The organism is Rugamonas sp., from assembly GCF_025354735.1.
Classification (GTDB): Bacteria; Pseudomonadota; Gammaproteobacteria; order Burkholderiales; family Burkholderiaceae_D; genus Rugamonas.
This window is the reverse complement of the sequence record NZ_JANXMI010000001.1, coordinates 1-14,077: the sequence shown is the minus strand read 5'-3', so window position 1 is coordinate 14,077 and position 14,077 is coordinate 1. Positions and strand designations below refer to the sequence as shown.

General features: G+C 66.1%; 11 protein-coding genes. 9 read left to right on the top strand and 2 right to left on the bottom strand.

What is annotated here, in order from left to right:
* Nucleotides 1–131: 131 nt before the first annotated feature.
* From Q0S71_RS00055 to Q0S71_RS00020, 8 genes are all read left to right on the top strand, one after another.
* Nucleotides 132–692 (top strand): DUF4124 domain-containing protein, encoded by a 561-nt coding sequence (locus tag Q0S71_RS00055; protein ID WP_295989909.1) that lies wholly within the window; start codon nt 132–134, stop codon nt 690–692.
* Between the two features lie 98 nt (nt 693–790).
* Nucleotides 791–1,819: a LacI family DNA-binding transcriptional regulator gene (locus Q0S71_RS00050; RefSeq protein ID WP_295989907.1), complete on the top strand. Its 1,029-nt coding sequence runs from the start codon at nt 791–793 to the stop codon at nt 1,817–1,819.
* A gap of 291 nt (nt 1,820–2,110) precedes the next feature.
* Complete coding sequence (locus Q0S71_RS00045; RefSeq protein WP_295989905.1) at nt 2,111–2,635, top strand: gluconokinase; 525 nt, start codon at nt 2,111–2,113, stop codon at nt 2,633–2,635.
* Between the two features lie 54 nt (nt 2,636–2,689).
* Nucleotides 2,690–5,164, top strand: a complete 2,475-nt coding sequence (locus Q0S71_RS00040) for a TonB-dependent receptor (protein WP_295989903.1) — start codon at nt 2,690–2,692, stop codon at nt 5,162–5,164.
* Nucleotides 5,165–5,372: 208 nt separating this feature from the next.
* Nucleotides 5,373–6,719 carry an MFS transporter gene (locus Q0S71_RS00035; RefSeq protein ID WP_295989901.1) on the top strand — a complete coding sequence of 449 codons (1,347 nt, stop codon included), beginning with the start codon at nt 5,373–5,375 and terminating at the stop codon, nt 6,717–6,719.
* Between the two features lie 27 nt (nt 6,720–6,746).
* Nucleotides 6,747–9,104 carry an NdvB protein gene (locus tag Q0S71_RS00030; RefSeq protein WP_295989899.1) on the top strand — a complete coding sequence of 786 codons (2,358 nt, stop codon included), beginning with the start codon at nt 6,747–6,749 and terminating at the stop codon, nt 9,102–9,104.
* A gap of 85 nt (nt 9,105–9,189) precedes the next feature.
* Nucleotides 9,190–11,430 (top strand): glycoside hydrolase family 3 protein, encoded by a 2,241-nt coding sequence (locus Q0S71_RS00025; RefSeq protein ID WP_295989897.1) that lies wholly within the window; start codon nt 9,190–9,192, stop codon nt 11,428–11,430.
* Nucleotides 11,431–11,521: 91 nt separating this feature from the next.
* A complete protein-coding gene (locus Q0S71_RS00020; RefSeq protein WP_295989896.1) occupies nt 11,522–12,883 on the top strand; it encodes a hypothetical protein in 1,362 nt (453 codons plus the stop codon).
* A 4-nt stretch (nt 12,884–12,887) separates the two neighbouring features.
* On the opposite strand, the gene Q0S71_RS00015 is transcribed toward Q0S71_RS00020, so the two are convergent.
* Both Q0S71_RS00015 and Q0S71_RS00010 read right to left on the bottom strand, forming a co-directional pair.
* Complete coding sequence (locus Q0S71_RS00015; RefSeq protein WP_295989892.1) at nt 12,888–13,169, bottom strand: RnfH family protein; 282 nt, start codon at nt 13,167–13,169, stop codon at nt 12,888–12,890.
* A complete protein-coding gene (locus Q0S71_RS00010) occupies nt 13,162–13,593 on the bottom strand; it encodes a type II toxin-antitoxin system RatA family toxin (protein ID WP_295989891.1) in 432 nt (143 codons plus the stop codon). Before Q0S71_RS00010 ends, Q0S71_RS00015 begins: the two co-directional genes overlap by 8 nt.
* Nucleotides 13,594–13,727: 134 nt before the next feature.
* On the opposite strand from Q0S71_RS00010, the gene smpB reads away from it, so the two are divergent.
* On the top strand, nt 13,728–14,077 hold a 350-nt coding region (gene smpB, locus Q0S71_RS00005; RefSeq protein WP_295989890.1), incomplete at its 3' end, for an SsrA-binding protein SmpB.

The following is a 14,077-nucleotide window of genomic DNA, read 5'->3' as shown; positions in this document are numbered from 1 at the left end:
ATCAGCTCCGTCCCTGCAAGTTAAAAAAGCCCGATTAAACCCTTGCATCTGCGGGGACAGGGCCGCAGAATCATGGCGAAATCTGCCGGCAAACGAGGGCAGCACGGACGCAACGCGGATGAAAGAAGCAGATGACAGCAAGCGCATATAAGCGGCACCCAAGCCAGCACCCTCAACCCCACCGGCTGCCCGCCCTTGTGCGCCTGCTGGCCTGCGGCGCGCTGCTGGCCGTGTCGGCGCACGCGCTGGCGCAGTTCATCTGGATCGACGACAAGGGCATCAAACACTTGTCGGACCAGCCGCCGCCGCCATCGGTGCCGGAACAGCGCATCTTGAAGGCGCCCGGCAAGCCGCTGTTCGATCCGAACGCGCCACCGCCGGCGCCGGCCGACGGCGAGACCGCCGCGGCCGAGCCGAAAGCGAAGGCGCCGCCGACGCTGGTAGAACGCAACGCCGACTACGACAAGCGCCAGGCCGAAGCGGCCAAGAAAGCCAAGTCGGCCGGCGAGGAGGCGGCGCGCAAGGCCAGCGCCGCCGCCAACTGCGACGGCGCGCGCAACAACCAGCGCGCGCTCGACGAGGGCATCCGGCTCACCACCTACGACAAGGACGGCAACCGCATCATCATGGATGACGCCCAGCGCAGCGCCGCCGCCACCAAAAATCAAAAGACGCTGGCCGATTGCCACTGAACCGACGCCATCGGGCCGGCCGCCGCAGGACGGTGTCCGCACCGGGTCCGCATAATGATAACGCTAACTACCATCACCATTACGCTCGCCACCGACGCATGACCAAGACACTACAAGGCAAGAGTCGCTCCAGCGGCCGCATCACCCTCGCCGCCGTCGCCGACCACGCCGGCGTGGCCACGATGACCGCCTCGCGCGCCATCAGCCATCCGAACATGGTGTCGCAGGCGCTGCGCGACCGCGTCGACCGCGCCGTCGCCGAACTCGGCTACGTGCCCAACCGCGCCGCCCGCGCCCTCGCCTCGGCCCATTCCAACGTCATCGTGGTGCTGGTGCCGTCGCTGTCGAACGCCGTGTTCACCGAAGTGCTGGGCGGCATCCAGGACGCGCTCGACGCCGACGACTACCAGATCCTGATCGGCAACACGCGCTATTCGGACGCCGAGGAGGAGAAGCTGCTCAACATCTACATGCAGTCCAATCCGGACGGCTTGCTGCTGTCCGGCCTCACCCACAGCAAGCGCGTGCAAAAGATGCTGGCGACGTCGCAACTGCCCATCGTCTCGATGATGGACATGTCGAGCGACCCGGCCCAGCCCTCGGTCGGCTTCTCGCAGTCGCAGGCCGGCTACGCGATGACGCGCTACCTGATCGACAAGGGCCACCGCCGCATCGGTTTCATCGCCGCCCAACTCGACGAACGCACCATGCGGCGCGCCGAGGGCTACCGCCAGGCCATGCAGGACGCCGGCCTGTCCGATGCCAAGCTGGAAGTGATGGTCAGCGACCCGTCGACCATCGCGCTCGGCGCCGAGCTGCTGGGCCGCATGCTGGCACAGGCGCCGGACTGCGAAGCCATCTTCTGCTGCAACGACGATCTGGCCCACGGCGCCATTTACCAGTGCCAGCGGCGCGGCATCGCGGTGCCGCAGCAACTGGCCGTGTGCGGCTTCAACGACTTGCCGGCGTCGGCGTGGATGAATCCGTCGGTGACGACGGTCGGCACGCCGCGCTACCGCATCGGCTACGAAGCGGCGACGCTGCTGCGCGCCGTCATCAAGGGCGAACAGCCGGCCCGCACCCAGATCGACCTCGGCTTCACGCTGATGGCGCGGGAGAGCGCGTGAGCGGCGCAGGCGGGTTTTGACTGCGCGAGCTGGCGCCGGCTGACCTCGCGGTCCAACCTCGGTTTCGCCGTCGCCGGTTTCGCTGCCGCCGGTTTCGCCGCCGCCGTTTCGCAGGCGCCGGTTGCGCTGAGCCGGGCTTGTCCCGCACTCCTCCAAACACGCGACCGTCCCTCTGCTGCATCGCAACATCGATTCTTCTTTACAAATTTTCGCGGCGCGCTAAACTTCGGCCTCAATGTTAGCGCTATCATTTTTACGCTAAAAACTGACTTTCCAACTGGGCAAGCACACATGCAAACCACTACGAAAACGTTCCGCTGGGTCGTCATGGGCGTCAGCGGCTGCGGCAAGAGCGAGGTCGGCCGCGCGCTGGCCGAGGCGCTCGGCGTGCCCTTCCTCGAAGGCGACAGCTTCCACTCGGCCGCCAATGTCGCCAAGATGTCGGCCGGCACGCCGCTGACCGACGACGACCGCGCCGACTGGCTGCTGACGCTGCAAAACCAGATCCGCAACGCCCGCGACAGCCAGATCGGCATGGTGCTGTCGTGCTCGGCCCTGAAGCGCCGCTACCGCGACCTGCTGCGCACCGGCGACCCGGCGCTGCGCTTCGCCCACCTGAGCGGCGAGCGCGAGCTGATCGCCGACCGCATGCTGGCGCGCGCCGGCCACTACATGCCGCCGTCGCTGCTCGACAGCCAGCTGCGCGACCTCGAACCGCTGCAAGCGGACGAAGCCGGCATCGTCCTCGACATCCGCCAACCGGTCGCAGAACTGGTGGCGCAGATTCTCAATTCGTCCGGCCCGCACACCAGTTAATAAGCGCCACCGCAGCACCCATAAAAACAGCAGTCAACCCAGGAGACAAACACCATGTTCCAACCGAAGCACATACTTGGCACCACGCTGATCGCGATGGCGGCCCACGTCGCCGGCGCCTACGCCGCCGACACGGCCAACAGCGCCGCCACGGACAACGCGCCCGCCGTCAGCGCACCGGCAGCCGCCGACACCGACACCAGCGCCCGGCCGGCGCCGGCGGCGCGCGACAACGGCGCCATCCCCGAAGTGATCGTCACCGCCACCAAACGTTCGACCACGCTGCTGAAAACGCCGCTGGCCATCACCGCGCTGTCGGCCCAGGCGCTCGACGACGCCCACGTCAAGAACCTCGAAGACATCACCCACCTGACGCCGAGCTTCCAGGCCACCGCCCAGGGCGACCACTCGGTGCTGTTGCTGACGATGCGCGGCATCGGCAACGACGGCGCCAAGACCGAGCAGGCCGACCCCGAAGTGTCGGTCTACGTCGACGGCGTCTACTCGCCGCGCGCCGAAGGCGCCACCACGCTGCTGTTCGACATGGACCGCGTCGAAGTGATGCGCGGCCCGCAAGGCACGCTGTGGGGCCGCAACTCCACCGCCGGCGCCGTCAACATGGTCACCGCGAAAGCGAAGATCGGCGTCAACGAAGGCAACGCCGACCTGACGCTGGGCTCCTACAACCGCGTCGGCGAGCGCCTCAGCTACAACATCCCGATCAACGACCAGTTCGCGCTGCGCGTGGCCTACGCCGGAGAGAAGCACGACGGCTATGTCGACTACCAGGCCGCGCCCGACGTGCCGGGCCTGAACAAGAACAACTTCATCACCAGCGGCCCGAAATACAATTCGCAGGACCAGAAGGCGGTCCGCATCTCGGCCGCGTGGCAGCCGAGCGCCGACCTGCGCGCCGACGTCTCCTACGAGGGCTTCCTCGACAACGGCACGCCGTCGATGAATCTGAACCAGACCCCGCGCGCCGGCACCGACCTGTGGTCGGCGCTGATCCAGATCGCGCCCGTCCTGCACCGCAAGGTCGACACCATCCGCAGCCGCATCGACTACACGCTCACGCCGGACATCGACCTGTCGCTGATCGGCGGCACCCAGCGCACCAACGGCAACGAGCAGTTCGACGCGCGCGGCGGCTACACCGTGCCGACCAGCGACACCACCGGCGGCATCCTGCGCAACACCCGCATCGACTGGGAACACTACACCAACGCCAGCGGCGAAGTGAATCTGAAATCGTCCGGCAAGAAGACCGTCGACTGGCTGCTCGGCGCCTACTACTTCCACGAGCGCGCCGCCATCCGCCTCGACCAGCCGGCCTACTCCGGCACCCAGGAAGGCTATGGCTGCACCACCTGCGGCTGGCCGGCGCTGACGTCGAACAGTTTTTACCAGCCGGCCGAATCGGTCAAGTCGTCGGCCCTGTTCACGCAGGACGTGTGGAACGTGACGGACCGCTTCCGCATGACCGGCGGCCTGCGCGAAACGTGGGACCAGAAGCGCAACAACGGCGGCGTCAATTACTACTGCCCGACCACGCAGCCGAACGGCAAGGCCTGCGAACCGATATCCGCCTCCGACTTCCCGGCCGATGTCGGCTACGTGCCCAATCCCTCGGTGATCGGCCCTGACGGCAAGACCGCGCTGTCGAACACCGGCGCCGCGCACTGGCACCACACCACGTGGCTGATCAAGGGCGACGTCGACATCACGCCCGATTTGCTCGGCTACGCCAGCATCGGTACCGGCTACAAATCGGGCGTGCTGACCGACGGCGGCGTCCACACCAATCCGGAAACGCTGACCAGCTATGAACTGGGCCTGAAGGGCAAGGCCATGAACGGCAAGCTGACCTGGAGTTCGGCGCTGTACTACGCCGACTTCAAAGGCTATCAGGTCTCGGTCCCGACCACCTTCCCGAACGGCGCCAGCTTCCTGTTGACGGCCAATGCCGAAGGCGCGAAAGCGTCGGGCCTCGAAGGCGAACTGAAAGCGCGCATCACGCCGGTCGACACGGTGCAGGTCGCGGCCTCGTTCCAGCACACCGAGATGGACACGCTGCTCACGTCCGACGCCGACGTCTCCAGCAACAACAACGTCAAGGTGCCGGGATCGTCGTCGCTGGTGCGCAATTTGAAGGGCAACGAACTGCCGCACGCGCCGCACTTCTCGGCCACGTTCGCGTACGAACACCGCTTCCAGCTCGATAGCGGCGCCAAGATCATGCCGCGTATGAATACGCACTTCGAGACCTCGAGCTGGCTCGATATCTTCAACGACGGCGCGCCGGATCGTCAGAAATCGTACACCCGCACCGACCTCACGGTGCGCTACGAGCCGGCCAACAACCAGAAGTGGGCGATCGAAGCGTTCGTGCAAAACGCCGAAAACGCCAACGTGAAATCGGTGCCGAACATCGTCAACGTGTCGCCGGCGACATCGGCCGCGCCGGTGTGGCAGGCCATGTACCTGCCGCCGCGCACCTACGGCGCGCGCCTGACCGTGGACTTTTGATCTCTTTGTAAGCCGCTGAAGACCCGGTCGCGGAAACCGGGGTCAGACCCCGCTTGAGGATGGCGACTACGGCCGCTAAACTCCAGCGGGGTCTGACCCCGATGGTCGCCGCCGGCCGCGCCGCCGAAAATCACGGCGCACCACGGCTCCAGCACCGCGCTTCCAGTAAACTGGCATTCCCTATTTCGAGATCACCGAGACCATCACCTTGTCCGCAGCTCCCCTCCCCTGGCGCGAAAAAATCAGCTACGGCGTCGCCGACATGGGGTTCAATTTTTATTGGACCAACATCGCCACCTTCCTGCTGATTTACTACACCGACGTCTTCGGCATTTCGGCCGCCGCCGCCGCGTCGATGATGTTCGTGATTAAAATCGTCAACGCCTTCAGCGACCCGATGATAGGCGCGCTGGCCGACCGCACCCGCAGCCGCCACGGCAAATTCCGCCCCTACCTGATCTGGATGGCGATCCCGCTGGCCGGCGCCGCCGTGCTGACCTACACCACGCCCAACCTCGACGCCGGCGGCAAACTGGCCTGGGCCTACGCCAGCTATCTGCTGATGATGGTCTGCTACACCGCCATCAACATCCCCTACAACGCGCTGTCGGGCGTGATGTCCGGCGACCCGCAGGAACGCTCCACCATCAACGGCCTGCGCTTCATCTTCGCCTTCGCCGGCAGCACCATCGTCACCGCCGCCACGCCGCGCCTGGTGCAGTACCTGGGCCACGGCGACGACAAACTCGGGTGGCAGCTGACGATGCTGATGTGGGGCCTGTTCGCCTCGGCCCTGTTCGCGCTGACCTTCTTCAACACGCGCGAGCGCATCGCGCCGTCGGCGGCGCAGCACAGCAACGTGGCGCAGGACCTGCGTGACCTGACGCAAAACCGGCCGTGGATCGTGCTGTTCTTCCTGGCGCTCATCATCATGGTGTCGATCACGCTGCGCACCAGCACCGCCGCCTACTACTTCAAATACGTCGTCGGCCGGCCGGAGCTGATGGGCGGCTTCGTCCCCGCCTACATGATCGCGGCCGCCATCGGCGCCGCCTGCACGCCCTTGATGACGCGCTTCGTCGACAAGAAAAAGCTGATGATGATTTTGATGAGCTGCACCGCCGTGTTATCGAGCGCCTTCTTCTTCATCCCGCACGACCAGGTCGCGCTGATGTTCGCCTTGCAGATCGCGCTCGGCCTGGTGCTCGGCCCGAAATCGCCGCTGGCTTTTTCGATGTACGCCGACACCGCCGACTACAACGAATGGCGCACCGGCCGCCGCGCCACCGCCATGACCTTCGCCGCCGCCACCTTCTCGCAAAAGCTCGGCACCGCGCTGGCGGTGGCCGTCATCGGCACCATCTTCACGGCGCTCGGCTACGTGCCCAACGCGGCGCAGAGCAGCGGCTCGCAGGCCGGCATCGTCTGGCTGATGTCCTTCATCCCCGCCATGTTCGCCGTGCTGGCGGTGGCGGTCATGGCTTTCTATAATCTCGATAACCCCACCCTGGTCCGCCTCCAGTCCGAGCTAGCCGCTCGCAAGGGCCGGACCTGACCTTAGCTGACAAGCACGGAGAGTTTCATGTTACGCCCCACCCACGATGGCGACCGCTTTGAATTGACCAGCCCCACCGCGATGCCGCGCGCCGCCGGCTTCCTGTGGAACCAGAAGATGATGATACAGGTGACCTGCCGCGGCTATGCGGTGGCCCAGTTCATGCAGCCGGAACCCGCCAAATACGCCTACGCGCCCAACCTGGAAGCGAAGACCTTCATGCAGCCGGAGCAGAATTATTATGCCCACCATCCGGGCCGCTTCTTCTACATCAAGGACGAGGAAACGGGCCAGCTGTTTTCGGCGCCGTACGAACCGGTGCGCGCGCCGGTGGACAGCTTCAATTTCTCGGTCGGCAAAAGCGATCTGGCGTGGACCGTCGAACATCTCGGCCTGCGCGTCGAACTGACACTGAGCCTGCCGACCCACGACGTGGTCGAACTGTGGTCGCTGCGCGTGAGCGACTTATCCGGCCGCGCGCGCAGGATCAGCGTCTACCCCTACTTCCCGATCGGCTACATGTCGTGGATGAACCAGTCCGGCGAATACCGCGCGGACCTGGGCGGCGTCGTCGCCAGCTGCGTGGCGCCGTACCAGAAAGTGGCCGACCATTTCAAGCAGAAGAACTTCAAGGACAAGACCTACTTCCTGTGCGAGGAAGTGCCCGTGGCGTGGGAAGTGCAGCAGCAGGCGTTCGAGGGCGAAGGCGGCCTGCACGCGCCGTCCGCGCTGCAAGGAGAACTGCTGGCCAACGGCGACGCGCGCTACGAAACGCCGGCCGCCGTGGTCCAGTACCGCCTCGCGCTGGCCGCCGGCGAGTCGCACGACTATCGCTTCATCTTCGGGCCCGCCTTCGACGACGCCGAAATCGCCGCCGTGCGCGAAAAATATCTGAGCGCCGCCGCCTTCGCGCGCACCAAGCGGGAATACGCCGACTACATCGCCGGCGGCCGTGGATGCCTGCGCATTTCGACGCCGGACAAGGAGCTCGACAACTTCGTCAACCACTGGCTGCCGCGCCAGGTGTTTTATCACGGCGACGTCAATCGCCTCAGCACCGACCCGCAGACGCGCAACTACCTGCAAGACAATATGGGCATGAGCTTCATCCGCCCATCGGTGATGCGCGCCGCCTTCGTGCACGCGCTGTCGCAGCAGGAGGCCAGCGGCGCCATGCCCGACGGGATACTGATCGCCGAGGGCGCCGAACTCAAATACATCAACCAGGTGCCGCACACCGACCATTGCGTGTGGCTGCCGGTCTGTTTGAAAACGTATCTGGACGAGACCAACGACTACGCCCTGCTCGACGAAGTGGTGGCCGGCGCCGACGGCAAGGAGCGCACCGTGTTCGAGCGCGTCAGCCGCGCCATGGACTGGCTGCTGAACGCCCGCGACCACCGGGGCCTGAGCTACATCGCGCAGGGCGACTGGTGCGATCCGATGAACATGGTCGGCTACAAGGGGCGCGGCGTGTCCGGCTGGCTCACCGTGGCCACCGCCTACGCGCTCAATCTGTGGAGCGACGTCTGCGACGCGCAGCGGCAGGGCGAAGCGGCACAGCGTTATCGCGCCTGGGCGCAAACCGTCAACGACGCCGCCAACAAGCACCTGTGGGACGGCGACTGGTACGCGCGCGGCATCACCGACGACGACGTGGTGTTCGGCGTCAGCAAGGACGTCGAGGGCCGCATCTATCTGAACCCGCAGACCTGGGCCATCCTGGCCGGCACCGCCGACGCCGCGCAGCGCAAGAAGATGCTGGCCGAAGTCGAACGCCAGCTCGATACGCCGTATGGCGTGGCGATGTTCGCGCCGCCGTACAGCGCCATGCGCGACGACGTCGGCCGCGTCACGCAAAAGCATCCGGGTTCGGCGGAGAACGGCGCGGTCTACAACCACGCGTCGGTGTTCTTCATTTACAGCCTGTACACGATCAATGAAGCGGAACGCGCCTACCAGCTGCTGCGCCAGATGATACCCGGCCCGAGCGAGGCCGATTATTTGCAGCGCGGGCAGCTGCCCGTATTCATCCCGAACTACTATCGCGGCGCCTATCACCAGTATCCGCGCACGGCGGGCCGATCGAGCCAGTTGTTCAACACCGGCACGGTGTCGTGGGTGTACCGCTGCTTCGTCGAGGGACTATGCGGCTTGCAGGGCGACGCGCATGGCCTGGTCATCAAGCCGCAATTGCCGGCGGCGTGGGACGAGATGGAAATCGTGCGCAAATTCCGCGGCGCGACTTTCCATGTCAAGATCATGCGCGCGAGCGTCGACAGCGTGATGGTCAAGCACGAAGGCAAGCTGCTGCCGGAAGCGCGCGTGACCGACATCGTGGCGGGACGCGACTACCACCTCGACGTCTACATCCCGCGCAAATAGCGCGGGGCGCGGCGGCGCAAGGCCGGGGATCAAACCCCGATTTCAGGTTCCGTGTCGCTTTAAAAATAAACCAGCAGGAGACCGCATGCGCATGAAACCTACAACTCGATGGTCGGCGATCGCCGCGGCCTGCATGCTGGCCGGCGCTGGCGCCACGGCCGCGGCCGAAGCCACCCCGCCGCAGCCGTGGATGAACCCCGCGCTGTCCGCCGACGCCCGCGCCGAACTCCTCGTGGCCGCCATGACGCTGCCGGAAAAAATCCAGACCGTCTACGGCTACTTCTCCACCGACCTCGAATACAAAGCCTACATCCACCCGAAACAAGGCCGTCCCGATTCGGCCGGCTACGTGCCCGGCATCGAACGTCTCGGCCTGCCGCCGCAATGGCAGTCCGACGCCGGCGTCGGCGTCGCCACCCAGGGCAGCAGCAAACAACCATACCAGCGCACCTCGCTGCCCTCCGGCCTGGCCACCGCCGCCACCTGGAATCCGGCGCTGGCCTACGCCGGCGGCGCCATGATAGGCAACGAGGCGCGCCTGTCCGGCTATAACTTCCTGCTCGGCGGCGGCGTCAACCTGCTGCGCGAACCGCGCAACGGCCGCAACTTCGAATACGCCGGCGAAGATCCGCTGCTGGCCGGCGTGATGGTGGGCGAGCAGATACGCGGCATCCAGTCCAACCACATCGTCTCCACCGTCAAGCACTTCGCGCTGAACGACCAGGAAACCAACCGCGCCACCATCAACGTCCGCATCGACGATGGCGCCGCCCGCATGTCCGACCTGCTGGCCTTCCAGTTCGCGATCGAGCGCGGCGCGCCCGGCGCCGTCATGTGTTCGTACAACCGCGTCAACGGCGCCTACGCCTGCGAGAGCGACTACCTGCTCAACGAAGTGCTCAAGCGGGACTGGGCCTATCCGGGCTTCGTCATGTCCGACTGGGGCGCGACCCACTCCACCATCCCGGCCGCCAACAGCGGCCTCGATCAGCAGTCCGGCCATCCCTTCGACCTGTCGCCCTACTTCGGCGCGGCGCTCAAGGAAGCGGTGCAGGACGGCCACGTCGCGCCCGCGCGCATGGACGACATGGCGCGCCGCATCGTGCGCAGCATGTTCGCCAGCGGCGTGATCGACCAGCCGGTCCAGAACACGCCGCAGCGGATCGACTTCGCGGCCCACGCCAGGGTAAGCCAGGCCGACGCCGAGGAGGCCATCGTGCTGCTGAAAAACCGCGACCAACTGCTGCCGCTGAAAGCCGGCCTGAGCTCGATCGCCATCATCGGCGGCCATGCGGATGCGGGCGTGCTGTCCGGCGGCGGCTCGTCGCAGGTCTATCCGCTGGGCGGGCTGACGGTGCCCAACGAAGGACCGCCGACCTTCCCCGGCCCCATGGTCTATCACACCTCCTCGCCAATGCGGGCGCTGGCCGCGCGCAGCAAGGCCAGACTCACCTACATCGACGGCAAGGACGCGGCGGCGGCGGCGGCCTTGGCGGCGGCCAGCGACGTCGCCATCGTCTTCGCGACGCAGTGGACCGCCGAGAGCATCGACGCCGACTCGCTGGCCCTGCCCGGCGGCCAAGATGCGCTGATCGCCGCCGTCGCCCGCGCCAACGCCCGCACGGTGGTGGTGCTGGAAACGGGCGGCCCGGTGACCATGCCGTGGCTGGACGCGGCCGGCGCCGTCGTCGAAGCCTGGTATCCCGGCACCAGCGGCGGCCTCGCCATCGCGCGCGTGCTGAGCGGCGAAGTCAATCCCTCGGGCCGGCTGCCGGCCACCTTCCCGGCCTCGGAGGCGCAGCTGCCGCGCGCGCGCATCGACGGCGACGCCGCCCAGCCGGACTATCAGCAGGCCGCCACCAGCTATGACGTGGAAGGCGCGGCGGTCGGTTACAAATGGTTCGAGGAGAAACGATTTATACCGTTATTCGCCTTTGGCCACGGGCTTTCCTACACCACGTTCGCGTACTCTGGCCTGAAGGCCCAGCCGCAGGATGGCGCCGTCGTCGTCTCGTTCGCGGCGAAAAACACCGGTCGGCGCAACGGCAAGGCGGTGCCGCAGTTGTACGTGGCGCCGGCCGCCGGCGGCTGGGAGGCGCCGCGCCGCCTGGCCGGCTGGGACAAGGTGGCGCTGGCCCCCGGCGCCAGCGCGGCGCTGCGCCTGCGCATCGACCCGCGCGTGCTGGCCGTGTTCGACAGCGCCAGCAAAACCTGGCGCATCGCCGAGGGCGATTATGTCCTCACGCTGGCCGAGGCGTCCGACGCGCCGCGCGCCAGCGTCACCGTGCACCTGCCGGCCCGCGTGCTCGACGTGCGCGGACATTGATGCGGCGCGGGTAATATGAAGATAAATATCGATATGGCGGGAATCTCCGCCATGCTTCACGGTCCAACATCTTCATAACAGGAGAGCGACCATGTACACACATCAAGCCGGGCTGACGGCAGCAAAAAATCTGGAACTGGAACGCGCGTTGCGCGACGCCGACGGTCGCACCGTGGGCCGCGACCTCGCGCTGCGCGAGCAAATCCACCCGCTGACGCAGGAGCGCGGCCTGACGCTGCCGCTGACCGCGCCGGCGCTCGACCTGGCCAATCTGACGGTCTTGCAGCACAAGGTCAGCGGCTGCATCCAGTTCGCCTTTCCCGTGCAGGGTGCGCAACCGGTGCCGCAGCTGACGCCGCAAGCGCCCGGCTATGCTTTCGGCTTCATCCGGCCGCGCCAGCTCGGCATCGGCGCGGCGGCGGCCGGTCTGCTCGACTGGACCGTCAAGGCGGCGCTGCACCTGGCGCAGGGCGGCGTGACGCAGGCGGTGGTGCGCGAAATCGAACGGCGCAGCAAGCCGGAAGGGTTCATCAATTTGAGCCGAGGCTATCGCCAGCCGGCGACGGCGGCCGAACTGGCGCAGGCGCGCGGCCAGAAAGTGCTGCTGTTCATCCACGGCATCTTCAGTTCCACGGCCGGCGCCTTCGACGACCTGGGCGCCGCCGACGATGGCGCCGCCACGCTGCGCCCCCTGCTGGAGCGCTACCGCAACCTGGTGTTCGGCTACGACCACTGGACCATCAGCAAAACGCCGCAGCAAAACGCCGTCGACCTGCTCAATGCGATACCGGCCGACGCCGGCTGGGATATCGACATCGTCTGCCACAGCCGTGGCGGCCTGGTGGTGCGCTCGCTGCTGGCCGTCGTCGCCGACGGCGCGGCGCCGGCCACGGCCGAGCTCCAGCAGATCGCCGCGCTGCGCCGGGGCCGCATCGCCCAGATCGGCCGCGCCTTTTTCATCGCCGCCGCCAACCAGGGTTCGCCGCTGGCCGACCCCGACCAGATCCGCGACTTTCTCAACGCGGCCGCGCTGCTGGCGTCCCGCAGCGACTGCTTCGGCCTGGACCTCGTGATCGGGCTGGCGCAATACGTGGTGTCGTCGGGCTTCGGCCTGCCCGCCATCGAGGCGCTGGACGGCAGCTCGCAGTTGATCGCCGACCTGAATGCCCGCGGCACGCTGCTGGACGCGGCCGCCACCTATTACGCGCGCGCCGATTTCGACTACGCCCAGTCGGCGCTGCTGGAAACGGGCGTCTTCCTCGATAAATATCTGATCAAGGTCGACAACGACCTGGTGGTGCCCTATGACGGCGTGTCCCTGCCCGAGTTCGACGTCGACGCCGCGCACCGGCTCAACTTCGGCACACCGGCCGCGAAGCAGGGCCGGGTCTGGCACACGGAATTTTTCTGTCAGCCGGAAACCCGGCAATTTCTGCGCGACGGCTTGGTTTAAAACTTCAGGCGGTGGGCTTGCGGCGGCGGCGCGCCTGCTTGGGGTCGGCGATCAGCGGGCGGTAGATTTCCACCCGGTCATGTTCGCGCAACACGGTGTCCAGCGTCTTTTTCTTGGCGTAGATGCCCACTTGCAGCGTGGCCAGGTCGAGCTCCGGCATTTCCTGCAACAGGCCGCTGAGCGCGATGGCTTGCTGCAAGGTCGCGCCGGCCTCCACCGTCACGTCGCGCAGGAACACGGACGTCGGCGTCGCGTAGCACACCTGCACATGGATTTGCTCAGCCATACACCGTCTCGGCGCGCTTGCAGAAGGAGTCGACCATGCTGTTGGCGATCATGCCGAACACGGGGCCGACCAAGCCCTCGAGCAGCAGGCTGGAGAACTCATAATGCAAGTCCAGCTCGATCTTGCAGGCGTCGGCGCGCAGCGCCTTGAAGGTCCAGACGCCATCGAGGGCCTTGAAAGGACCGTCCACCAGCGCCATCTTGATCGTATCGGGCGGCGTGTTGACGTTGGAGGTGGTGAACTGCTGGCGCACGCCGTGGAAATTGATGCCGAGGCTGGCGATGACGGTGTTCTCGCCCCGCTCGCGCACGTCGACGCCGCCGCACCACGGCAGAAATTGGGGATAATCCTCGACCTTGGCCACCAGCGCGAACATTTGTTCGGCGCTATATCCGAGGAAAACTGACTTGTGAACTACTGCCATGGGGTACCGTTTGCTATGATGTTGAATTATTCGCCGCAAGGCCTTGCAGGTTGCTTATTTTAAGCTGCTTATTTTGCAATACCGCTCGCGCCGCGAAACAGTAGTTTAACCGACACGCGCTTGTTTACCACCCCATGACCATTGCCGATAACAAAAAAGCCTTTCACGACTACTTCATCGAAGACCGCTATGAAGCGGGCATCGTGCTCGAAGGTTGGGAAGTCAAGGCCATCCGCGACGCACGCGTGCAGATCAAGGAAGCCTACGTCACCATCCGTGGCGACGAGCTGTTCCTGTTCGGCGCCCACGTCAGCGCCCTGCCGACCGCGTCCACCCACATCCACCCGGAAGCGGTGCGCACCCGCAAGCTGTTGCTGCACCGCACCGAGATGGATAAGCTGATCAGCAAGGTCGAGCGCTCCGGCTACACGCTGGTGCCGCTGAACCTGCACTACAAGGGCGGCCGCGTCAAATGCGAGATCGG

Excerpts from the sequence above, each read along its gene's own strand:
- Q0S71_RS00055 (WP_295989909.1), top strand. The coding sequence starts at position 132 with ATGACAGCAAGCGCATATAAGCGGCACCCAAGCCAGCACCCTCAACCC.
- Q0S71_RS00050 (WP_295989907.1), top strand. The coding sequence starts at position 791 with ATGACCAAGACACTACAAGGCAAGAGTCGCTCCAGCGGCCGCATCACC.
- Q0S71_RS00045 (WP_295989905.1), top strand. The coding sequence starts at position 2,111 with ATGCAAACCACTACGAAAACGTTCCGCTGGGTCGTCATGGGCGTCAGC.
- Q0S71_RS00040 (WP_295989903.1), top strand. The coding sequence starts at position 2,690 with ATGTTCCAACCGAAGCACATACTTGGCACCACGCTGATCGCGATGGCG.
- Q0S71_RS00030 (WP_295989899.1), top strand. The coding sequence starts at position 6,747 with ATGTTACGCCCCACCCACGATGGCGACCGCTTTGAATTGACCAGCCCC.
- Q0S71_RS00025 (WP_295989897.1), top strand. The coding sequence starts at position 9,190 with ATGCGCATGAAACCTACAACTCGATGGTCGGCGATCGCCGCGGCCTGC.
- Q0S71_RS00020 (WP_295989896.1), top strand. The coding sequence starts at position 11,522 with ATGTACACACATCAAGCCGGGCTGACGGCAGCAAAAAATCTGGAACTG.
- Q0S71_RS00015 (WP_295989892.1), bottom strand. The coding sequence starts at position 13,169 with ATGGCTGAGCAAATCCATGTGCAGGTGTGCTACGCGACGCCGACGTCC.
- Q0S71_RS00010 (WP_295989891.1), bottom strand. The coding sequence starts at position 13,593 with ATGGCAGTAGTTCACAAGTCAGTTTTCCTCGGATATAGCGCCGAACAA.